This window comes from Paenibacillus sp. S33, assembly GCF_053615415.1.
In genome coordinates this window covers 2,990,241-3,010,691 of the sequence record NZ_JBSIEZ010000001.1, presented here as the reverse complement: position 1 = coordinate 3,010,691, position 20,451 = coordinate 2,990,241, and the positions used below count along the sequence as shown (strand labels likewise).

Genomic DNA, 20,451 nt, shown 5'->3' with positions numbered 1-20,451 from the left:
GGCTTTTAGAATATATCCAGGTATTCTTTCTGGAATTTGATGAAATCTTGCACACTGTCGTGATAGGTAAATCTACCGCCATTTTTATCAATAATCCAGTTGATCTTCTCGTCATTTAACAAGATTCCATACATGCAGTGATGAAGCAGTTCAATTTGCTTTTCATCCCTAATTCGGATCAAATGTTTTTCTTCTTCGACAATGAGGTACCATTTCGTTTCTGTTTCATCTACATCTACATCTACGTCTACATCCGCATCTACATACAGTATTGATACCGACAAGGGGAATGGCCAGTCAAACCAATGTCCTCGTTTGTCTTCTCTATAACCTTCAAATGCCATGGTTATTTCCCCCTACTTGGATAATTTCCTGATTAGTTTAAATGTATCTAACGTGCTGCGATTGTACGCTTAATTGGAAACTGTTTTACGGAAGTGGCAGCTATCCTCAGCCTTTGGCATCTTGGCATCAATCTGGTGAATGACCTGCTGTTTGAGGCTGGTACTAGCTGGGATACGTCTGTTTAGACTGGGTTAACGGAGTTGTGAACTCCGGATTTTATTGTAAATTTCTCATTTGCTCAAGTTTTTAAAGACAATGCTGGTTCAAGGAAACATTTGCGGCAGCCCTTTTTGGCATTGGACGACACAGGCTTTTAGGAATACACACATTAAGTTTACTGCTAGTTCTTGTCTTATCCTACTGGCTCAGGAATATCGCCCCCATATTCTTTCCATGGCTTCACGTACACCATCGTAAACTTCTGAAAAAGTTCAGTGTCGCTTGGGCAACCGTCTAATCCGCTATTGTTGCGCAATAGTTGTATCCTCTTTTATCGTTCATTGTTCTGATCTGTATAGTATACGGAAAACGACAGGTAACAAAGAAGTTGAGCGCTTTGTTACCCGATATCAAAACGCTACTACCAATACTCTACAGTTATTCTACTGAGCAATGACGTGGGCCCAACATGAAGGAACTGGAGTTGAAAACAGGTAGCAGTGTAGTGGACATAAAGGCGCGTCTGCTGGTTTTGGAAGAGGGGGACAACAAGAGCGATATACGCTCTATATTGTAATCATAGAGGGCTGGAATGGTGACCCAAAGATCATTACATTTTCTCATATGGAAATACGCGCTGTATTAAACCTCCAATGATATGGAGCTTATTTTTTGTACTCGGAATATAATTTGCGCATAACACATCAGGAGGCTGCACTCATGTCTTGAATGTATCTTATTTATGGAGTGGTTTGTTTTTTATATTTAAAACAAATGGATGGAAAAGATCGGATATATATTGCTACATCGTTACTTACTTCATTAACTTTAAAGGGGATCTGAAAAAACTTTAAAATTGTAATTCATGGATTGTTGCATTCGTATATATAATTACATCTTTTCCCATTCTAGATAAGGTGGTAGAATGAAAAAAATAGGTATGGGAGGCGTTTTATTTGAAGTGTGATAAATATAATTGGGGACAATTTAAAGAGGGAGCGTATCATTGACCCTATAAACTACGTTAACCCTCATTTCTGGAGGGTCAAAAGTGAAAACCCCTTATTCACAGTCTGTTTTACGCCATAACCAAATTTTAATGTGGCTTTGTGTTCTTTCGTTTTTTAGTGTGTTAAATGAAATGGTTCTTAATATCTCTTTACCTGATATTGCTGATGAATTCAATAAAACACCAGCCGTTACAAATTGGGTAAATACTGCCTTTATGCTAAGTTTTTCTATAGGAACCGCTGTATACGGAAAGCTATCTGATCAGCTAGGTATTAAAAGGTTGCTTCTGTTTGGAATCATAGTGAATTGCATAGGATCATTAATTGGATTTATGGGACATACTTTTTATCCAACACTTATCTTGGGGCGATTTATACAAGGGATTGGTGCAGCTGCATTTCCTTCACTTGTGATGGTCGTAGTTGCTCGCTATATCCCAAAAGAAAACAGGGGCAAGGCATATGGCCTCATCGGGTCTATCGTAGCAATGGGTGAAGGGATAGGACCGGCTATTGGTGGGATGATTGCTCATTATATTCATTGGTCTCATTTACTGCTTCTTCCTGTTCTAACGTTTGTCACTGTTCCCTTTCTGATAAAATTATTGAAAAAGGAAGTCATATCAAAGGGTTCACTTGACATTGCAGGAATCGTGCTTATATCTCTAGGCATTGTAATGTTTATGTTGTATACAACGTCTTACAGAATTTCTTTTCTGGTGATAAGTATTCTTTTTTTCTTGATCTTTTTAAAGCATATCAGACAAGTAACCAATCCTTTTGTTGATCCTTCATTGGGGAAAAATACTGCATTTATGATAGGAATCCTTTGTGGCGGACTTATGTTTGGTACCGTAGCTGGATTTGTTTCTATGGTCCCTTATATGATGAAAGACGTTCATCACTTAAGTACCGCAATGATTGGCAGTGGAATTATTTTTCCTGGAACGATGAGTGTTATTTTCTTTGGTTTCCTTGGAGGAGCACTTGTTGATAAGAAAGGTTCCTTACATGTGCTAGCAGTCGGCGTTGCATTTCTTGCCGTCAGCTTTTTGATAGCTGCTTTCTTTATTGAAATGACACCTTGGCTGATGTCTATTATTATAGTCTTTGTTTTCGGTGGTCTTTCTTTTATTAAAACAGTAATATCCACTATTGTTTCAAGTAGTTTAAGACAAGAAGAAGCTGGCGCAGGAATGAGCTTGCTTAATTTTATAAGCTTTTTATCAGAAGGAACAGGGATTTCAGTTGTAGGAGGCTTATTATCAATACGTTTTATTCATCAAAAATTTATACCAATCATTAATTTTCCATCTGCTTATTTATATAGCAATATGTTATTGATTTTTACAGTGGTCATTATAATTAGCGGGATTTTAACTGTTATTGTATATAGACGTTCAGTTTCAGATTCCTGATAAGAGCAGAAAAGGATTACATGCTGAAAATGATCGCATCCTCACGTTTGAAGTAAGTGGATACTCTAAATAAATCAAAAGCTCTGCTAATCTTAATTGGTTGGCAGAGCTTTGTTTGCTGATCAGTTTGATTTTACGAGAGGTGGGAAATGTAGCAACGCAAAGTGTGCGTACAAGATGGTATTATTTCAAATTCAGCCTTGTTACAGAAGGATAGGCTAATTTGAATGCTTAAACTTATAATACCAAAAAATCGCTTTTTCATGGGCTGTGGAAAAGTTAGAATATAGCATAGTATCAACTCCGCCGATTACAAAGTTATTTTTAGCATAGAATCGACAAGCTAAAACATTCACATCCTGTGTTTCAAGCATAAGACCAACAAGGTTATTCTGCTTAGCCCACTCGGTTGCTTTACTCAATAAGGCTACTCCGATTCCCTTGTGTCTCCAGTCTTTAGCGACGGCAATATCCTCAATTAGAGCATAGCGATTCCAATTAGTACAAAGTTTAATTTGCCCAACACAGTCGTTCTCATCATAATATAAAAAAATAGATTTTCCTTGTTCATCAATATAACTGATGTCAACGTCATCATCCTCATACTGTTTAAAATATGGTTCGGGGAAACTTTCTTCTATATATGTCCAATTATCGTTCTCGTATTTAGGTATAATCCTTCCTGACACAATAAAGCCGTTATTCTCATTTGACTTCTTAAAATCTCCCATATTCGAAAGTGACATTTTAATTATCATGGCTTGTCTCCTCCTGGTTTAATTTCTCTATGCACACTATTCTAAAAGAGAACCACCTTTTCCTGTCTGTTAGATTTATAAAAAGAGCAAAATTGTAGCGACTGTTCAACTATGTGTGATATTCTACGATCTCGTCCCCTTGCTTCAACGATTCATAGCAGTAGTTAGGTGTACCGTTTAACACAAAAAAAGCAGGAAGAATCCTTCCTGCTTTTGCTTGAAAACGATTATTAACGTCTGCGTTGTCTATCATTCACGCTAAACAGATTAACAGCCAGTGCGTTACCTCTTGCACGCGCAACGGCTCTTTGATTCGAACGGATGTTTGATCTTCTTCTTCTCAAATCACGTCTGCAATGTCTTCTGCTCATATGATCACCTCCCTTCAAGGAAATGAAGGTACGGATGAATCTTAGTGGTGTTTATGCTTACGCTTGGAAATTTTGATATTCAAGGCATTGGTTGCTAGTGCATTTCCGCTTCCTGTTTTAGCAGCTGCGGCTTGAAAGACTTTAACGACCAGATATCTGTTTTTCCCGATGCGATGCTTATACGTTTTAACTCTATTTCTGATCATCTGCATATCTCCTTTGCTTAGGTCTGCTATATACTATGTCAATTGTGATAGTAATGTATCAGCATAAATCTATTAAAAGCAAAAAGAAGCTGGTACCTATATTACTAATGGTTAACAAAAAAACTCATGCGAACCTGTCTTCGCCATTTCAACTTTACATTGCAGGAGAATGTTACAGGCAGGTCGGCATGAGTCTAATAGTGTAGATAAATAATATGCAGTTTAGTATGAAAATTATTTACTATTAAGAGTGTTAAGTTTTTTCTCGTAGTACGCCTCTTGAGCAAGAATATGATTCAGTTGTTCAGAGAGCTGTTTATATTCTTGGCTGTCTTCTGGGTAATTGTTTCTTTCGGAAATTACAGCTTCGAGTTGCTTTTCTAAGTACCTGAAATGGATAAGTATTTGTATGTACTGAATACGATCGTAGGTTGTTATGTGTGATTTCTCTTCTGCATACAAATGATCCATTGTTGGTACTACACAGCTTATGGCGATAAATATCACAACGAACGCTGAAATTATAATTTTTTTCATTTAATTCCTCCTACAGAGCTATGAGTAATTAATATACCATATTTATCTAAAACAAAGAAAGATCTATTAGTTTTGCCCATAACAGTATAGCTGCTCAAGATCAGTGGGTGATTATTTGAGATGAGGAGGCTGATTTTATAGTAGAAACAATAGGAATAGATTGCTGAAATGAAAAAATAGTTGTGAGATACATAATAACAATACAAAACCGGCTTGCCCTAGGCAGCCGGTTTTGTATTAGTGGTTAGAATAACGGGGAAGAAAGAACGAGAAATCAGTGGAAGTCCCGGAAGAGTCCTACAACCTTGCCCAAAATGCTGACGTGTGTCAGGCGAAGCGGTTCAAAGGCTGGGTTTTCAGGTTGAAGCCGGATATGATCTTTTTCTTTGTAGAAGGTTTTAACTGTAGCTTCGTCTTCATCTGTCATAGCTACAACAATATCGCCATTATCAGCGGTCTGCTGCTGACGTACGATTACATAGTCTCCGTTAGCAATCCCAGCCTCAATCATGCTTTCGCCTACAACAGATAACATGAATATTTTATCCTCACCAACAAAGTGTTGGGGAAGAGGAAAGTAATCTTCAATATTTTCTGTCGCCGTAATAGGAAGGCCAGCAGTTACTTTGCCGACGACGGGGACACGACTAATGGAGTAATTAATCAAGTTGCTGTTATCCGATTCGTCTTGACCGAGTAACTCAATAGCCCGTGGTTTTGTAGGATCGCGTCGAATGAGTCCTTTTTTCTCTAAACGATCCAAATGACCGTGAACCGTAGAACTGGAGGCCAATCCGACAGCCTCGCCTATTTCGCGTACAGAAGGGGGGTATCCCTTTAGACGCACTTCATTGCGGATAAATTCAAGAATGGCCTGCTGGCGGCTCGAAATCTTAGACATACCGTATCAACCCCATTTAGTAACGTTTGGGAAAATTATAGCATAGAACCTCCGTTCGTACAAACATAAGTTCTAAATAATCCCTAAAAATAATCGCGAACCTTTGTTCTCTTTTCTATTGAACAAAACAAATGTTCGTGTTATATTGTGAAAACATAAGAACAAACGTTTGGAGGTCGCAGCCAATGATGAAATATAGCACTTATCAAAGTATTTTTCCGATGAATTCAGAAAATTTGCAGGAGACCCGAAAAGAGGGTAGAGCGCATTTTATGCAAATTATTACTAATAGTCTTTTACTTAAGCTTCTTATTTTAGTGATTGTTGCTTGGATTGCAGGGGCAGGTGTACTTACGGTTTTCGCGGCACCCTCAGCTTCCAAGGGAGAAGTGACTAAACTGACCGTACAACCTGGAGATACGTTGTGGGAGATTGCCGCAAATCATAAACCGGAACGAATGGATACACGGGTATATATAGAAGGAATTGTTCGGATTAACGGTTTAGAGGATCGGGGAGTACAGGCAGGTCAGGTACTCAAGCTTCCTAACTTCTGACCTATAGACTATTAGAGCTTGTCAGGGAGCGTAATGCGGGAGCCTTGACAAGCTCTTTTCTACATGTCAAAGTGTATTATATCTTTGCTTTTATGGAGGGGACACAATTTGGATATAGACAGCTTGGTACAGCGCATCAATGAATTAGCGCGCAAAGCAAAATCCGAGGGTTTGACGGAAGAGGAAGCCACAGAGCGCGCCAATCTTCGGGAAATTTATTTAGGTAACATTCGCCGTAATTTTCGGCAGCAGCTTGAAACGATTGAATTTGTGGACGATGATACATCGAAGGGAAATGACGGGCTGAAGCATTAATGTTGTTAAAGCGCCCAAGCCTGCAATTTGCCTTTTGTTTTAGGTACCGTTCTCGGTATCTATATAGATCAGCTTTGAGGCAATTGTTTTATTGTAATATATCTGGGAAGGAATTGAGAGATGGCCCGATCATTTGAAAGAAAAGTACGCAAAAACACAGCGCATTTAAATAAATCGCGCAAAAAGCAAGGCATTCAAACCATTAACGGCGCAGGTTCTGCAATGGATATTTTCCGTGGTCGTAACATTACTGTGCCAATTATGCTGGCTGGTCTTTCTGTATTGTACATGCTTATGAGTTACTTTTTGACTAAAACTGGTATGCGAGGGATGGATTGGCTTGTATTCGGCCTATACTTGATGCTGGCTGTTATCTTTTTCATCCGTCGTCCTTATTTGAAAGTGGGAAAGGATACTATCTATATGCTGAAAGGTGGTAGAGAACGTCCAATGACGGCAGGGGACATGAAAGCCATCAAGATTGAAAAGGGTTACGTAACCGTTGAAAGAAAAGGTAAGGGCGGTAATTTCATTTTCACAAAATCATTAGGTCGCTATGACACGGATGCCATTGCAGAGCGACTTGAGAAGTTTGCGCTATCCAATCAGATACAGGTGGACAAGAAATAACTGATTTAGCCTGTAGCTCTTTAACAAAGGCCGTATGATGTTATTTCATATAACATGCTGCGGCCGCTTGCTTAATATGGGCACACATAACGATTCAAATACTTAACCGAGCAAATAGGTGTACATATACTGTGGAAAGAGAGTGGATAATTCAGATGACGATTCAGGCGGTAATGTTTGATCTTGATGATACCCTTTTATGGGATGAACGTAGTGTAGAAGAGGCATTTGATGCAGCATGCCAAACAGGCTCCCGTGAAGCAGGCGTTGATCCGAAAACTCTGGAGGAAGCGGTACGTAAGGAAGCACGCGCTTTGTATGAATCCTATGAAACCTTTAGTTTTACTCAAATGATCGGCATTAACCCGTTTGAAGGATTGTGGGCGAATTTTACAGCAGGTGAGCAACCTGAATTCCGCCAATTGGAACAGTTGGCCCCTGTTTATCGAAAGGAATCATGGCGCAGAGGACTCCAGCAACTAGGGATAGATAATGAGAAGTTGGCGGAAAAGCTGGCTACCCAATTTGCTTCGGAAAGACGCGCGCGTCCACATGTATATGAAGAAACGTTCGAGATTCTAGAACAATTGAAGGGACATTACAAACTGTTATTGCTGACAAATGGCTCCCCTGATCTACAACAGGAGAAACTGGATGGAGTTCCTCAATTAGCTCCTTTTTTTGATCATGTTGTCATTTCAGGTTCTTTTGGTCGAGGCAAGCCTGATCCGTCTATATTTCAGCATGCTTTGGGGCTTCTTGGTATTGAGCCTGAACATGCTTTAATGGTAGGAGATAAGCTGACGACTGATATTCAAGGAGCATTGGCAGCAGGTGTACACTCGGTGTGGGTGAACCGGAACGCTAAAACCAATACCACAGAGATCAAGCCGAAGTTCGAAATCAAGCATCTGTCTGAATTGGACGGAATTATTCAATCGTTAAAGTAAGAAATCCATAGTCTTTAGAAACGAGTATTAAAAAAACTCCCTTCGCTCGATTGTTACAGTGAAGTGCACCCCTTAGAATAGACATTGGAATAAACCCCTGGTTTATCCGATGTATTTCTAGGGGGTGCATTTTTTATGCCAGCGAAAAAAGGACAGAAGTTTAAAGAATATACGTTTGAAACCAAAGTAGAGGCCATACGGCTTCATATCGAAGAAGGTTGGACATATCGTAAACTCATGGAGAAGTTCGGGATTGCAGATCGACATCGGTTGAAAGAATGGATGCGGAAGTACAAGGAACTCGGTGAATTCGGACTTATGGACCAACGAGGACGGCGTAAGGAGTATATCGACCAGGATAGGTATGTACAGAAGCTGAGACGGGAAATGACATGCTAAAAAAGTGTTTGGAAATCTGGATACAGGAGATGAAGCACACAAATATATAACCATTGAGAAAGCTGCGAAAGACTATCCTATTAGCAAACTGTGTACGCTTTTCAAAGTCTCCAGAAGTGGATATTACGCCTTCTTAAAACGGAGAGAAACAGATCGAGATCGGGACGCGAAAGCACTTGTGAAGAAAGTGTATGAGCAGTATAACGGAGTCTACGGCTATCGCCAAATTCAACTATTTTTGCAGCACGATCATGGAGTCTGGATGAACCATAAAAAGGTACTCCGGCTCATGCAGGTCTTGGGGATCCGCTCACAAATTCGTCGGAAGCATCGCTGCAATTATGCTTCTTCTACGGAAGGTCGTGTGGCGAAAAATCTGCTAAAACAGGATTTCAAGGCGGACAAACCAAATCAAAAATGGGTCACAGATATTACGCAATATCGTGTGGGTGATTGCTGGCTATATCTGTCTGCGATTAAAGACTTGTTCAATAACGAAATTATCGCGTACCAGATGAGCCATAGAAATGATAACGAACTGGTCTTACAGACGTTTCGACAAGCCTGGAAACAGCAAAAAGACGTGACTGGCCTCATCGTTCACAGCGATCAGGGATTCCAGTACACGTCCCATGCGTACCATGACATGCTGCCAAAGGTTGGCGCCCGAATCAGCATGTCTCGCCGAGGCAATTGTTATGATAATGCCTCGATGGAGAGCTTCTTCTCGCATCTCAAAACGGAAGGGCTCTACCCCTATGATATCCGAAATATGGACGAGGCACAAAGGAGAATAAAAGAATATATCCAATTTTACAACCAGTGTCGACCACAACGAAAGTTAAATAAGCTGCCTCCGAAAGAGTATCGGAAGCAGCTTATAGCCTAGGGGCTTTTTTCAGTGTCTATAAAATGGGGTCTTGACCACAGAGCAGAGGGAGTTTTTTTATTCACACAAGGATAAACTCGTAATTATGCTTTAATGAAGGTTGGGTCTTCATACGGTTCGGCAATCCAGCCATTTTCTTCGATGAACAATCGGATTGCGACGATCTTTTGATTCTCCATTAAAGTGAAGAAGTGAGGTATATTTTCAGGTACGGAGATAACGTCCCCCGGTGAAAGCTCTACGTTAAAATAGCCGATCTCTTCAGGGCCTTTAATGATGAAGATGCCTTTACCAGCGACAATGGCACGGATTTCATCCTCGGTGTGGGTGTGAATTTGCTCAAACTTGGCCAGCAGCTCGTCTAAATTCGGCGTTGCTTCAGATAAAGTGATAACGTCCCATATTTTATATCCGCGACGTGCGGCTAAATCCTTGATTTCGGGTTCAAATGTTTGGAGAACAGCGGCCTTTTGATCATCTGTTAAGGTAAAGTTCTCTTGCAGCTCCCCGGACAATTTGGAAGCATCCCAATGTTCATACAATATCTCGTGACTCTCCAGAAATTCACGTACTTGTTCTTCACCGCTAATTCGTTCGTTCGTGTTACGTATTAAGATTTCGGCCATATATCTATTCCCTCTTTTCCACTTGGATTAATATTGTATAAAGAATACCATGTCTTGAAACGTTGTACAATACAGGATTTCAACATTTTATAATGCAAATGACTATAGCTAAAGGGTCAGGGTTAAGTACGTTCTGTAATGCTACAAACTATAAAAATGGATTAGAGAAGTCGTTTTTACAAAGAACAACCTGTATAAAACGTATGTTTTTACTTCAATCTATCTAAATGATACGGTTTCTGCTAAACTAGGATTTAACGTTTTGCGGGGGTGAAGAAATTTGGATAAAGTTAGCTTGCAGGATGCATTACAACGAAGAATACTCCTTCTTGATGGGGCCATGGGCACCATGATTCAACAGGAAGACCTTTCCCCCGATGATTTTGGTGGGGAAGAGCTGGAGGGCTGTAATGAAATGCTGGTCTTAACGAGACCAGATGTCATTCAAGGGATTCATGAAGCTTACTTGGAGGCTGGGGCAGACCTAATTGAAACGAATACATTTGGAGCAACATCCGTCGTTTTGGCGGATTACGATATACCAGAACGTGCCCGTGAAATTAATCTGGTGGCAGCCAAACTGGCGCGTAACGCGGTGGATAAATACAGCACTGCGGACAAGCCTCGTTTTGTAGTAGGAGCTATGGGTCCAACCACGAAAACCTTGTCTGTCACAGGTGGTGTTACATTTGCTGAGCTGATTGACAGCTATCAAGAGCAGGCCTTGGCGCTTATTGAAGGCGGCGTGGATGTGCTCCTTTTGGAGACCTCACAGGATACGCTTAACGTCAAGGCTGGAAGTATCGGAATTCGGCAGGCTTTTGAGCAGACAGGTATCGAGCTTCCGCTAATGATTTCAGGTACGATTGAGCCTATGGGAACGACGTTGGCCGGGCAAAATATCGAATCCTTTTGCATATCACTTGAACACTTACATCCAATTTCGATTGGATTGAATTGTGCTACAGGTCCAGAGTTTATGCGTGATCATATTCGCTCTCTGTCTGAAATGTCCTCTGCAGCTATTAGCTGTTATCCAAATGCGGGCTTGCCCGATGAAAATGGCCAATACCATGAATCGCCTGATTCATTAGCACGTAAAATGGCTGCTTTCGCTGAAAAAGGCTGGCTGAACATTGCTGGGGGTTGTTGTGGTACCACGCCTGAGCATATCCGAGTTATGAGTGAAAGTATGGCGCAGTTTGAGCCGCGTCCGCTGGTAGGTCATCATCCTCCTGCCGTATCAGGCATTGAGCCTGTATATATTGAACAGGACAATCGTCCGTATATGGTTGGTGAGCGAACGAATGTTCTGGGCTCCCGCAAATTCAAGCGTTTGATCGTGGAAGGCAAATATGAAGAGGCATCTGAAATTGCCCGCGCTCAGGTAAAAAGCGGAGCGCATGTCATTGATATTTGTGTGCAGGACCCGGATCGCGATGAAATGACGGATATGGAAGCGTTTTTGAAACTGGTTGTAAACAAGGTAAAAGTACCTTTGGTGATTGATACCACGGATATTAAAGTCATTGATAAAGCACTTCAATATTCGCAAGGTAAGGCGATTATTAACTCCATTAATTTGGAGGATGGTGAAGAGAAATTTGAGAAAATGGCTCCTCTTATTCATAAGTACGGCGCCGCTGTTGTTGTTGGAACCATTGATGAACGCGGACAGGCTATTTCACGTGAGGATAAGCTTGAGGTAGCTAAACGTTCTTATGATCTGTTGGTGAACCGTTACGGTTTGGCAGCGGAGGATCTAATTTTTGATACACTCGTATTTCCAGTAGGAACAGGTGATGAGCAATATATCGGTTCAGCTAAGGAAACGATTGAGGGCATTCGCATTATTAAAGAAGCGCTTCCCGGGGTACATACCATCCTGGGCATCAGTAACGTATCTTTTGGTTTGCCGGAAGCGGGTCGTGAAGTGCTCAATTCCGTCTATTTATATGAATGCACCAAAGCAGGTCTGGACTATGCGATTGTAAACACTGAGAAGCTTGAACGTTATGCATCCATTCCAGAGCATGAGCGGAAACTTGCGGAAGACTTGATCTATAAAACAAATGACGATACTTTATCCGCTTTTGTAGCAGCTTTCCGTAACAAGAAAGTGGAGAAAAAAGAAAAGATATCAAACCTTTCGCTCGAAGAACGACTGGCTTCCTATGTAGTCGAGGGAAGTAAGGAGGGACTTATTCCGGATCTGGAGCAAGCGCTCGTGAAATATTCTTCGCTGGAGATTATTAATGGCCCTCTGATGAAGGGGATGGAGGAAGTAGGACGACTGTTTAACAATAACGAACTGATTGTTGCAGAGGTGCTGCAAAGCGCTGAAGTGATGAAGGCGTCCGTAGCCTATTTAGAGCCGTTCATGGAGAAGAATGAATCCTCAGTAAAAGGTAAGATTTTGTTGGCTACAGTTAAAGGTGATGTGCATGACATTGGTAAGAATCTAGTGGAGATTATTCTATCCAACAATGGTTACCATATCGTGAATCTGGGTATAAAAGTACCACCAGAACGCATTATTGAGGCTTACCGTGAAGAAAAGGCCGACATGATCGGCTTATCCGGACTGCTTGTTAAATCGGCACAACAAATGGTGCTAACAGCACAGGATTTGAAAAATGCGAATATCGATATTCCAATAATGGTGGGTGGAGCTGCTTTAACACGTAAGTTCACTAAAAATCGTATCCGTCCTGAGTATGATGGTCTGGTTGCCTATGCAAAGGATGCTATGGATGGTCTGGATATTGCCAATAAGCTAATGAATCCTGAGTCCCGTAAAAAAATGGCTGAGGACATGGAGGCTGAGCGGGAAGCTGAAGCGGCAATCGTCGTGGAAGCCAAGCCGCTCCCTAAGCTCACTCGAGCTGTGCGCTCTAACATTGCTCAGGATTTGCCCGTCTATATTCCACCAGATACGGATCGCCATGTACTGCGCAACTATCCACTGAATTATATTTTGCCTTACGTGAATATGCAGATGCTAATGGGGCATCATCTTGGTTTAAAAGGAAATGTTGAACAGCTGCTGGCTTCGGAAGATCCGAAAGCGATTCAGTTGAAGGAAACCGTGGACAGCATCATGTTTGAAGCTGTGACAGACGGAATCATCCAGGCACATGCTATGTATCGGTTCTTTCCAGCGCAGTCCCAAGGAGATCAAATTCTGATCTATGATCCGTCGGATGTGAGCAAGGTACTGCACACATTTACATTCCCGCGCCAGCAGGTAGAGCCTTATCTATGTCTGGCTGATTTCTTGAAATCAGTGGAATCCGGGGTTATGGACTATGTAGGTTTCATGGTCGTTACAGCTGGTCATGGGATTCAGCAGATATCTACCCAGTGGAAAGATAAAGGAGATTATCTGCGCTCGCATGCACTTCAAGCGGTAGCACTCGAAGTAGCAGAAGGGTTAGCGGAACGGCTTCACCATATTATCAGGGATAGCTGGGGGTTCCCGGACCCTGCCGATATGACAATGAAACAGCGACACGGTGCCAGATATCAAGGCATTCGGGTATCCTTTGGCTATCCGGCATGTCCAGATCTAGAGGATCAGGGGCCGTTGTTCCAGTTGTTAAAACCTGAGGATATTGGCGTTGAGCTGACGGAAGGGTTTATGATGGAACCGGAGGCTTCTGTATCAGCCATGGTGTTCAGCCACCCTCAGGCGCAGTATTTTAACGTCGAAAAGGTTTAACACCTTTATCAGATGGGATAGCAAATACCCTCCGAGCTTCGGAGGTTTTTTGCTGGTCAGCAGGAAGAAGGTTAATGTTATGGAATTTTATTTTCTCGGTACAAATGCAGGGGTGCCTACGATTCAGCGAAATGTAACGTCCATCGCTCTTCGTTTGCTGGAAGAACGAAGAAGCATGTGGCTGTTCGACTGCGGCGAAGGCACTCAACAAGAGGTATTGCGTTCGCCGCTCAAACTAAGCAGACTTGAAAAAATATTTATCACCCATTTGCATGGGGATCATCTTTTTGGTCTGCCGGGACTGCTGTCGAGCAGAGCGTATCAAGGGGGAACGACACCACTGACGGTATATGGGCCGCCTGGAATCCAGCAATATATAGAGCTATCTTTAGGGATCAGCCAATCGCGTATCAATTACCAACTACATATTGTGGAGCATACGGGCGGGGTTCTGTTTGATGACGGACAATTCCGGGTAGAGTCAGCTTTGCTGGATCATCGGATTGACAGCTATGGCTACCGAGTTGTAGAGATGGATAAGCCCGGTAAGCTTAACCAAGAGCTGTTGGAGCGATATGGTATTAAGCCCGGCCCGGTGTACGGTAAGTTAAAGCGTGGGGAAAGCGTGGAGGTAGAGGGTGGAGTTATTTTGCATCCTCAGGATGTACTGGGTTCGCCGAAAAAAGGGCGTATCATCACGATTTTAGGGGATACGAGACCTTGCCCGAATACGGTAGTGCTGGCTCAAGATGCAACTGTCGTCGTTCATGAAGCCACTTTTCTGCATGAACTGGCAGATACAGCTTACGAGTATCATCATAGTACAGCGCTTCAGGCAGCGGAAGCTGCAAAAGCCGCAGGTGCGGGTCAGTTAATCATGACGCATTTTAGTTCTAGGTATAAAGATCAGGAGCAGCTTCAGCCATTGCTGGAGGAAGCGCAAAGCATATTTCCTAATTCATTGCTTGCGGAGCAGCATGTGTTGTTACCGGTACCCGATATCGGTTAATATACGATTGGAGAAGATATGTGCATGGGTGCCGGGGCTTGCCTCGGTGCCTTTGTTTTTCACCGAAATTATTTTCCGGGAAAGCGCAGGATGCGACAAGAGATGAGAACCCGTGCAGGGTGGTGGGGGATGAATTTGTTCTACCACATATGGAGGCGTGTCCTATTCGAGTTTCTATATATCGAATTTAAAGGATTATATTTCTTGAGCATGACTAGGAAATACAGGAGATTTCCTTGGAGGAAATAGCGCCTTCGATGGATTTCGACGAAGAAGTGAACTTATGTCATGGGAAAGCGACGGGTTTTAGCGAGGAATGGCACTATTTTGGACGGTTTACCAGCAATTCATGGACTTCATACGCATTTTTGACTTAAGATAGATGAGATGAATAGAGACGGCCGATTATTTTATGACCTGAATAATTAAGGTGGTTAAATAAGAAGGAGAACATCGTTCATGGGATGAATTATAATTTTTAATGCTATGATGTGAATGGATTTGAAGTAGGGGAGGGGATTGCGATAAAATCGTTACTAATTGATCTGGATGGAACACTTTATCATGGAAATCGGATGATCAAGGGTGCGGATCTGTTCATATCCCAATTGCGTTCAGACCAGATACCTTATGCCTATGTTACAAACAATGCTTCACGTACACCCGATTCGGTGGCTGAGCATTTGGTTGGTATGGGAATTGAAGCGGCCAGCCATGAAGTATATACTTCGGCGTTAGCAGCTGCACAATATGTTGCACAGCAAAGTCCTGGAGCTCGTGTATTTTGTATTGGTGAAACAGGATTACGCGATGCACTCACAGGAGCCGGTTTGCAGCTTGTTGAGAACCATCCTGATTATGTGGTGCAGGGGATAGATCGTCAATTTACATATGATGCGCTGGCCGCTGCCATGCGCTGGATTCGGGAAGGAGCAACTTTTATTTTGACAAACCCGGATCTCCAATTGCCTTCACATGATGGGCTAACGCCAGGTGCAGGTACGATTGGAGCTGCAATTGAAGCGGCTTCACAGGTGAAGCCTATTGTCATCGGCAAGCCTTCAAGCGTATTGATGAACTATGCGCTGAACCGCTTAAACATTAGGGCGGATGAAGCTCTGGTTGTGGGCGATAATATGCTTACAGATATTGCGGCAGGTGCAGCAGCAGGTTGTAAAACAGCTCTGATCCTGTCGGGCGTGACGACCCGCGCTAATATGGACGAGCATGTGCGCACCGTTGGAGTGAAACCTGACCTGATGTTTGACAATCTCGCTGAACTGCAGGACTGGATGAAAGAAGAGCTGAAATAATAGAAAGTATAGGTCTTACAAAACTTGCGAGAATTAAAAGCTATGTAGCTACGAAAGGAAAGATGTTTTATGCCGGAACTTCCTGAAATGGAAAACTACAGAATCTTATTATCAAAACAAATTTTGGACATTCCGATTACTGGAGTTACGGTTAGCCGTGAAAAGTCCATTAATACTGAAGTGGAAACGTTTGAGAAGCAATTGCTGGGAACGACCGTTGTATATTTAGAGCGTCGAGGCAAGCATTTGATTTTTCATTTAAACACGGGCGGGCGGCTCGTACTTCATCTGATGCTCGGAGGACTGTTATATCTGGGAACGGAGGAGCAGCGTCCAGATCGTACAGTTCAAATCGAATTAGATTTTAGTGGAGTAAAGCTTTATTTTATCGGACTGCGCTTAGGTTATCTGCACCTGCTAACGGCTAAAGAAACAGAAGAAGCTTTGTCAGACCTGGGACCTGATCCGTTAGACCGTCGCATGACGTTGGAAAAGTTTACAGCACGGCTGAAGGGACGCCGGGGGATTTTGAAAACAATGCTGGTGAATCAGCAGATTTTTTCGGGTATTGGCAATTGTTATTCAGACGAAATTGCTTATATCGCCGGATTTACACCGGGTTCCAAAGTACAGAACATTGTGCAGTCGCCAGAAAAAGTGGAAAAGCTATATCATGCCACTCAATCCGTACTACGTGAAGCTACAGCGGAAGGCGGGTACATGGAAATGCCTCTAATGGAGGGGGACACGCTAACAGGTGGATTTGATCATCAGTGTCGAGTATATGACCGCGAAGGAGAAGAATCTCCAAGTGGCGGGAAAATTGTAAGGGTTGAACTGGCGGGGAAAAAAGCATTTTATTGCCCGGTACAGCAGCATGATGCCTAAATTGCTCATCGGCTCCCATGTGAGTACGCGTGGTGGCTTTTCCAAAGCCGCTATGCGTGCGCGAGAGCAGGGGGGACGTTCATTTCAATATTTCCCGAAAAATCCTCGTAGTCTTAGGCTGAAGGAATGGAGTGCTACTGATGCTGCTGCTTGCAACGCTTACTGTTTAGAGCACCAGCTTCAATCCATTGCTCATTCACCATATCCCGTTAATCCGGCTCATGGGTCAGAGCGTCGTCAGGAACTTTATGAGCTGACGATTGCTTCATTACGCAATGATCTGGATATTGCTGAAGCATGTGGGTCAAAAGGGATTGTCGTTCATTTTGGTCATATGCATTCGTTAGACCCTCTAGAGGGCTACCGTAATATCATTAACTGTTTTAATGATGTGCTGGAAGGCTGGCAGGGAAATGCTAAAATATTGATCGAAAATCAGGCGGGAGATCATGGACCCATGGGAACCACGCTTGAGGAAATGGTGCAGATCCGTCAGCTGTGCCGGTATCCTGACAGTATCGGCTTTTGCTTAGACACTTGTCATGCATATGCAGCGGGATTGTGGAACGGTGGAATGGACGAGGCTTTGATCGAAAAAGGGAATCGTCTCGGCTATTGGTCAGCTCTGTGTGGAGTTCATTTGAACGATTCTAAATACCCATATGGCTCTAAAAAAGACAGACATGCTCGTGTGGGACAAGGCTACATTGGTACTGAGGGCATGCGTTGGATGACAGATCAGGAGGCTGTAAGAGGTATTCCTATCGTTTTGGAGAGTGAGACGGGACCTGATGGGACACATCAGGAGGATATTCAAATGATTCTAAGCTGGGAGTAAATCGGTCTGATTGATAATAACTATCTTTGAGGCTTGTGAGCTTGCATATATGGAAAAAGGAGGAGAAGTTGATGTATTTGTTTATGGACGATTATCGGCCTTGTCCTCCGGGTTTTAAGCTGGCAAGAGATGCGGATGAGTGTCTGCTGCTGCTTCATGAATACCCTATTTCGATACTATCGCTAGATTATGATTTGGGTCCAGGTCAGCCTACGGGAAAGGATGTGGCTGCTGCTATCGCAGTGAAACGGTTATATCCACGTGAAATTTACTTGCATTCGTCCAGTCCAGAGGGGCGGCGAGCCATGTATGAGCTACTCTATGCGAATAAGCCAGAGGGAGTCACCGTACATAACGGGCCCATACCCGAAGAGCGTATGCGAGAGATCAGAAAAGGGTCTGAACGATGAAAGAGATCGGACAAAAAGAGGCGCGCCGTGCCATATGGGAGGGATGCAAGCTGGCTTTGTTTGTGTACACTCCCATGTGCGGAACATGCGCGGCTGCCCGTAAAATGCTGGAGGTAGCAGAGCATTTGCTCCCTGAAGAAGCAGTGGTGCAGAGCAACATTAACTATATTCCTGAACTGGTACAGGAGTACCGGATATCAAGCGTTCCCGCGCTTCTTATATATAATGGTGAAAACAAAAATCCTGAAATCATCTACAAAATGGAATCTGTAGAACACTTGCTGAGCAAAATAAGGAGCGTGATGGAATGATATCCATGAAGAGCATTACGTTGCAGCGGGAAGAAAGACGGATTTTGGACGATGTAAGCCTGGACATACGAGAAGGTGAACATTGGGCTATTCTGGGTCGCAATGGTTCCGGTAAAACAACATTGCTGGAAATGATGACAGGATATATGTTTCCAAGTCATGGAACGGTTGAAGTGCTTGGGCAAATGTATGGTCAATGTGATGTGCGGGAAGTTCGCAAACAAATCGGATATATCAGCCAGACCTTGTTGGAAAAGCTGGCGCTAAAAGATCCCGTTTGGGAAGTTGTCGCTACAGGTGCGTATGCTTTTTTGCGCTTTTATCAGGAAATTCCGAGAGGGGCAAAAGAAAAGGCCATATCTTTGCTGGAGGGTATGAATTTAGGCGACTTGATTCATCACCCACTGGGGACGTTATCTCAAGGAGAACGTAAAAAGGTGATGCTGGCCCGCTCACTGATGGCAGAACCTCGTCTGCTGATTATGGACGAGCCTTGTGCCGGGTTGGATCTATTTGAGCGGGAAAAAATGCTGGTCGAGATTGATCGGCTCCGCAAGCGAGACTTATCAGTGGTTTATGTGACTCACCACATTGAGGAGATTGTCCCTCTCTTTACGCATGTTGCATTGATTCGTGATGGTAAGGTCGCAGCAGCTGGACCGAAAAAAGAAGTTTTAACGAAAGAATTGATTATGCACACATATGAAGTTCCGGTTGAGCTGGATTGGGATGGAGAACGTCCCTGGATTCGGGTGTGCACTGGAGGGTAATGTTATTTTGGAGGAACTATATATGAGTACAGATGAACAAAGTGAATCTACTTTGTCATCATCAAGATTTGTTTGTACGGCCAATCATGGTTTTGCACCCTATGCTCAAGAGGAGCTTAGAAGATTATTTGGCTCTGTAAAAAGCACAATGCTTTTACCTGGTGAAATTTTTCTGGCTACATTACCTGCGGAAGAAATTGAGGCAGTGAGGACAATTACAGCTCAGCCGCCGATGTTTTTACGTCACTTGTTTCCTGTTCATTTTCAGGAAGAAGGAACGGACCTGGTTCAGGTGCAGGAACGGCTGGTTGCATTCATCCGTAACCGCAAGGAACTGATGGATCAACGTGTTTCTTTACAAGTGCGCAAAGGATCTAATAGCAGTTGGACTGAAAGCGCAGGTGCGCTCAAGCAGGCTTTGAGTGAACAAATAAGTGATCTATCTATGGAGCAGACAGTACAAGGCGCCGATCTTATTGTGTCCGTTTTTGCAGATACAGATACGTGGTATGCAGGTGTATCATGTCCTGAGGATAACCTATCGGATTGGAGCGGAGGCGCGGTTCGTTTTCAAAAAGAAGATGGACAAATTTCTCGTGCCAAATTCAAGCTATTGGAAGCGGAAGCGACGTTCGGCATAGATTTTGGTGCTTTCCGTCAGGGACTGGATATTGGGGCAGCACCGGGTGGATGGACTTCCTTCTTACTGGAGCGGGGACTGAAAGTTACAGCGGTTGATCCGGCAAAGATGGAGCCATCACTGATGAAGTACGCCAATCTGACTTTTTTGCGTAAAAATGCAAGTGAAGTCAAATTTAAAGAGAATTCGTTCGATCTGCTGGTTTGTGATATGAGCTGGAGTCCTAAGCAAATGGCAAGGCTCGTTACTGATTTACTATATAGTTTGCGAAGTGGTGGTACTGCTATCGTTACGGTCAAGCTAATGCATAAAAAGCCCTTGGCGCTCATTCATGATGTAATTGCTTCATTTGAGGAGTCCGGCATGCAGATTCAGCGAGCTAAGCAGCTATTCCATAACCGAGATGAAATTACCCTGTACATGATCAAGTATGGAAAATAATACTTTACAATAGATACAGGTGTGCTATATAATAAATCC

General features: G+C 43.0%; 24 protein-coding genes. 16 read left to right on the top strand and 8 right to left on the bottom strand.

Annotation, left to right across the window (positions count from 1 at the left end):
- Nucleotides 1-5: 5 nt before the first annotated feature.
- Nucleotides 6-344, bottom strand: coding sequence for a hypothetical protein (locus tag ACWGXJ_RS13770; RefSeq protein WP_452566964.1), 339 nt, complete (start codon nt 342-344; stop codon nt 6-8).
- A 353-nt stretch (nt 345-697) separates the two neighbouring features.
- Complete coding sequence (locus ACWGXJ_RS13765; protein ID WP_348622795.1) at nt 698-820, bottom strand: hypothetical protein; 123 nt, start codon at nt 818-820, stop codon at nt 698-700.
- Nucleotides 821-1,555: 735 nt separating this feature from the next.
- Here ACWGXJ_RS13765 and tet point away from each other — a divergent pair.
- The gene (gene tet / locus ACWGXJ_RS13760) at nt 1,556-2,932 is read left to right on the top strand and encodes a Tet(L)/Tet(K)/Tet(45) family tetracycline efflux MFS transporter (RefSeq protein WP_452566963.1); all 1,377 of its coding nucleotides are present in this window, start codon (nt 1,556-1,558) and stop codon (nt 2,930-2,932) included.
- A gap of 218 nt (nt 2,933-3,150) precedes the next feature.
- Here the strand turns inward: tet and ACWGXJ_RS13755 are convergent, their stop codons facing one another.
- From ACWGXJ_RS13755 to lexA, 5 genes are all read right to left on the bottom strand, one after another.
- Complete coding sequence (locus ACWGXJ_RS13755; RefSeq protein ID WP_452566962.1) at nt 3,151-3,690, bottom strand: GNAT family N-acetyltransferase; 540 nt, start codon at nt 3,688-3,690, stop codon at nt 3,151-3,153.
- A gap of 230 nt (nt 3,691-3,920) precedes the next feature.
- Nucleotides 3,921-4,061, bottom strand: a complete 141-nt coding sequence (locus ACWGXJ_RS13750) for a hypothetical protein (RefSeq protein ID WP_165177052.1) — start codon at nt 4,059-4,061, stop codon at nt 3,921-3,923.
- A gap of 41 nt (nt 4,062-4,102) precedes the next feature.
- A complete protein-coding gene (locus tag ACWGXJ_RS13745) occupies nt 4,103-4,267 on the bottom strand; it encodes a hypothetical protein (RefSeq protein ID WP_016821950.1) in 165 nt (54 codons plus the stop codon).
- A gap of 234 nt (nt 4,268-4,501) precedes the next feature.
- The gene (locus tag ACWGXJ_RS13740; RefSeq protein WP_452566961.1) at nt 4,502-4,804 is read right to left on the bottom strand and encodes a hypothetical protein; all 303 of its coding nucleotides are present in this window, start codon (nt 4,802-4,804) and stop codon (nt 4,502-4,504) included.
- 274 nt (nt 4,805-5,078) lie between these two features.
- Nucleotides 5,079-5,705, bottom strand: a complete 627-nt coding sequence (gene lexA / locus ACWGXJ_RS13735) for a transcriptional repressor LexA (protein WP_013310545.1) — start codon at nt 5,703-5,705, stop codon at nt 5,079-5,081.
- 188 nt (nt 5,706-5,893) lie between these two features.
- On the opposite strand from lexA, the gene ACWGXJ_RS13730 reads away from it, so the two are divergent.
- The 6 genes from ACWGXJ_RS13730 (at nt 5,894) to ACWGXJ_RS13705 (ending at nt 9,445) form a co-directional block, all read left to right on the top strand.
- The gene (locus ACWGXJ_RS13730) at nt 5,894-6,262 is read left to right on the top strand and encodes a LysM peptidoglycan-binding domain-containing protein (RefSeq protein ID WP_452567907.1); all 369 of its coding nucleotides are present in this window, start codon (nt 5,894-5,896) and stop codon (nt 6,260-6,262) included.
- 108 nt (nt 6,263-6,370) lie between these two features.
- A complete protein-coding gene (locus ACWGXJ_RS13725) occupies nt 6,371-6,577 on the top strand; it encodes a DUF896 domain-containing protein (protein WP_013310543.1) in 207 nt (68 codons plus the stop codon).
- A 120-nt stretch (nt 6,578-6,697) separates the two neighbouring features.
- Complete coding sequence (locus tag ACWGXJ_RS13720) at nt 6,698-7,207, top strand: hypothetical protein (protein WP_452566960.1); 510 nt, start codon at nt 6,698-6,700, stop codon at nt 7,205-7,207.
- A gap of 155 nt (nt 7,208-7,362) precedes the next feature.
- Nucleotides 7,363-8,157 (top strand): HAD family hydrolase, encoded by a 795-nt coding sequence (locus ACWGXJ_RS13715; RefSeq protein ID WP_341163665.1) that lies wholly within the window; start codon nt 7,363-7,365, stop codon nt 8,155-8,157.
- 135 nt (nt 8,158-8,292) lie between these two features.
- Entirely contained in the window at nt 8,293-8,556 is a 264-nt protein-coding gene (locus ACWGXJ_RS13710; protein ID WP_452566959.1) for a helix-turn-helix domain-containing protein, read from the top strand.
- A 4-nt stretch (nt 8,557-8,560) separates the two neighbouring features.
- Nucleotides 8,561-9,445, top strand: a complete 885-nt coding sequence (locus tag ACWGXJ_RS13705; RefSeq protein ID WP_452566958.1) for an IS3 family transposase — start codon at nt 8,561-8,563, stop codon at nt 9,443-9,445.
- A gap of 83 nt (nt 9,446-9,528) precedes the next feature.
- On the opposite strand, the gene ACWGXJ_RS13700 is transcribed toward ACWGXJ_RS13705, so the two are convergent.
- Nucleotides 9,529-10,071 carry a 1,2-dihydroxy-3-keto-5-methylthiopentene dioxygenase gene (locus ACWGXJ_RS13700; RefSeq protein WP_348622792.1) on the bottom strand — a complete coding sequence of 181 codons (543 nt, stop codon included), beginning with the start codon at nt 10,069-10,071 and terminating at the stop codon, nt 9,529-9,531.
- A 280-nt stretch (nt 10,072-10,351) separates the two neighbouring features.
- Between ACWGXJ_RS13700 and metH the strand changes: the two genes are divergently transcribed.
- The 9 genes from metH (at nt 10,352) to ACWGXJ_RS13655 (ending at nt 20,412) form a co-directional block, all read left to right on the top strand.
- The gene (gene metH, locus ACWGXJ_RS13695) at nt 10,352-13,792 is read left to right on the top strand and encodes a methionine synthase (protein WP_336077096.1); all 3,441 of its coding nucleotides are present in this window, start codon (nt 10,352-10,354) and stop codon (nt 13,790-13,792) included.
- Nucleotides 13,793-13,871: 79 nt separating this feature from the next.
- Nucleotides 13,872-14,801, top strand: coding sequence for a ribonuclease Z (gene rnz, locus ACWGXJ_RS13690; protein ID WP_103049124.1), 930 nt, complete (start codon nt 13,872-13,874; stop codon nt 14,799-14,801).
- Between the two features lie 491 nt (nt 14,802-15,292).
- Nucleotides 15,293-16,114: a TIGR01457 family HAD-type hydrolase gene (locus tag ACWGXJ_RS13685; RefSeq protein ID WP_081112503.1), complete on the top strand. Its 822-nt coding sequence runs from the start codon at nt 15,293-15,295 to the stop codon at nt 16,112-16,114.
- Nucleotides 16,115-16,183: 69 nt separating this feature from the next.
- Nucleotides 16,184-17,002: an Fpg/Nei family DNA glycosylase gene (locus ACWGXJ_RS13680; protein ID WP_322163391.1), complete on the top strand. Its 819-nt coding sequence runs from the start codon at nt 16,184-16,186 to the stop codon at nt 17,000-17,002.
- On the top strand, nt 16,992-17,840 hold the full coding sequence (locus ACWGXJ_RS13675; protein ID WP_452567906.1) for a deoxyribonuclease IV: 849 nt from the start codon (nt 16,992-16,994) through the stop codon (nt 17,838-17,840). Before ACWGXJ_RS13680 ends, ACWGXJ_RS13675 begins: the two co-directional genes overlap by 11 nt.
- A gap of 71 nt (nt 17,841-17,911) precedes the next feature.
- Nucleotides 17,912-18,250 carry a cyclic-phosphate processing receiver domain-containing protein gene (locus ACWGXJ_RS13670; RefSeq protein WP_452566957.1) on the top strand — a complete coding sequence of 113 codons (339 nt, stop codon included), beginning with the start codon at nt 17,912-17,914 and terminating at the stop codon, nt 18,248-18,250.
- On the top strand, nt 18,247-18,561 hold the full coding sequence (locus ACWGXJ_RS13665; RefSeq protein WP_061831513.1) for a thioredoxin family protein: 315 nt from the start codon (nt 18,247-18,249) through the stop codon (nt 18,559-18,561). Before ACWGXJ_RS13670 ends, ACWGXJ_RS13665 begins: the two co-directional genes overlap by 4 nt.
- Nucleotides 18,558-19,331 carry an ABC transporter ATP-binding protein gene (locus ACWGXJ_RS13660; protein ID WP_250268511.1) on the top strand — a complete coding sequence of 258 codons (774 nt, stop codon included), beginning with the start codon at nt 18,558-18,560 and terminating at the stop codon, nt 19,329-19,331. Before ACWGXJ_RS13665 ends, ACWGXJ_RS13660 begins: the two co-directional genes overlap by 4 nt.
- Before the next feature lie 22 nt (nt 19,332-19,353).
- Nucleotides 19,354-20,412 (top strand): SAM-dependent methyltransferase, encoded by a 1,059-nt coding sequence (locus tag ACWGXJ_RS13655; RefSeq protein ID WP_452566956.1) that lies wholly within the window; start codon nt 19,354-19,356, stop codon nt 20,410-20,412.
- Nucleotides 20,413-20,451: the final 39 nt, after the last annotated feature.

Bases quoted from the DNA above. Each gene is read 5' to 3' on its own strand.
- ACWGXJ_RS13770 (WP_452566964.1), bottom strand. From the start codon at position 344: ATGGCATTTGAAGGTTATAGAGAAGACAAACGAGGACATTGGTTTGAC.
- ACWGXJ_RS13755 (WP_452566962.1), bottom strand. From the start codon at position 3,690: ATGATAATTAAAATGTCACTTTCGAATATGGGAGATTTTAAGAAGTCA.
- ACWGXJ_RS13750 (WP_165177052.1), bottom strand. From the start codon at position 4,061: ATGAGCAGAAGACATTGCAGACGTGATTTGAGAAGAAGAAGATCAAAC.
- ACWGXJ_RS13745 (WP_016821950.1), bottom strand. From the start codon at position 4,267: ATGATCAGAAATAGAGTTAAAACGTATAAGCATCGCATCGGGAAAAAC.
- ACWGXJ_RS13740 (WP_452566961.1), bottom strand. From the start codon at position 4,804: ATGAAAAAAATTATAATTTCAGCGTTCGTTGTGATATTTATCGCCATA.
- lexA (WP_013310545.1), bottom strand. From the start codon at position 5,705: ATGTCTAAGATTTCGAGCCGCCAGCAGGCCATTCTTGAATTTATCCGC.
- ACWGXJ_RS13730 (WP_452567907.1), top strand. From the start codon at position 5,894: ATGAAATATAGCACTTATCAAAGTATTTTTCCGATGAATTCAGAAAAT.
- ACWGXJ_RS13720 (WP_452566960.1), top strand. From the start codon at position 6,698: ATGGCCCGATCATTTGAAAGAAAAGTACGCAAAAACACAGCGCATTTA.
- ACWGXJ_RS13715 (WP_341163665.1), top strand. From the start codon at position 7,363: ATGACGATTCAGGCGGTAATGTTTGATCTTGATGATACCCTTTTATGG.
- ACWGXJ_RS13710 (WP_452566959.1), top strand. From the start codon at position 8,293: ATGCCAGCGAAAAAAGGACAGAAGTTTAAAGAATATACGTTTGAAACC.
- ACWGXJ_RS13700 (WP_348622792.1), bottom strand. From the start codon at position 10,071: ATGGCCGAAATCTTAATACGTAACACGAACGAACGAATTAGCGGTGAA.
- rnz (WP_103049124.1), top strand. From the start codon at position 13,872: ATGGAATTTTATTTTCTCGGTACAAATGCAGGGGTGCCTACGATTCAG.
- ACWGXJ_RS13680 (WP_322163391.1), top strand. From the start codon at position 16,184: ATGCCGGAACTTCCTGAAATGGAAAACTACAGAATCTTATTATCAAAA.
- ACWGXJ_RS13675 (WP_452567906.1), top strand. From the start codon at position 16,992: ATGATGCCTAAATTGCTCATCGGCTCCCATGTGAGTACGCGTGGTGGC.
- ACWGXJ_RS13670 (WP_452566957.1), top strand. From the start codon at position 17,912: ATGTATTTGTTTATGGACGATTATCGGCCTTGTCCTCCGGGTTTTAAG.
- ACWGXJ_RS13665 (WP_061831513.1), top strand. From the start codon at position 18,247: ATGAAAGAGATCGGACAAAAAGAGGCGCGCCGTGCCATATGGGAGGGA.
- ACWGXJ_RS13660 (WP_250268511.1), top strand. From the start codon at position 18,558: ATGATATCCATGAAGAGCATTACGTTGCAGCGGGAAGAAAGACGGATT.
- ACWGXJ_RS13655 (WP_452566956.1), top strand. From the start codon at position 19,354: ATGAGTACAGATGAACAAAGTGAATCTACTTTGTCATCATCAAGATTT.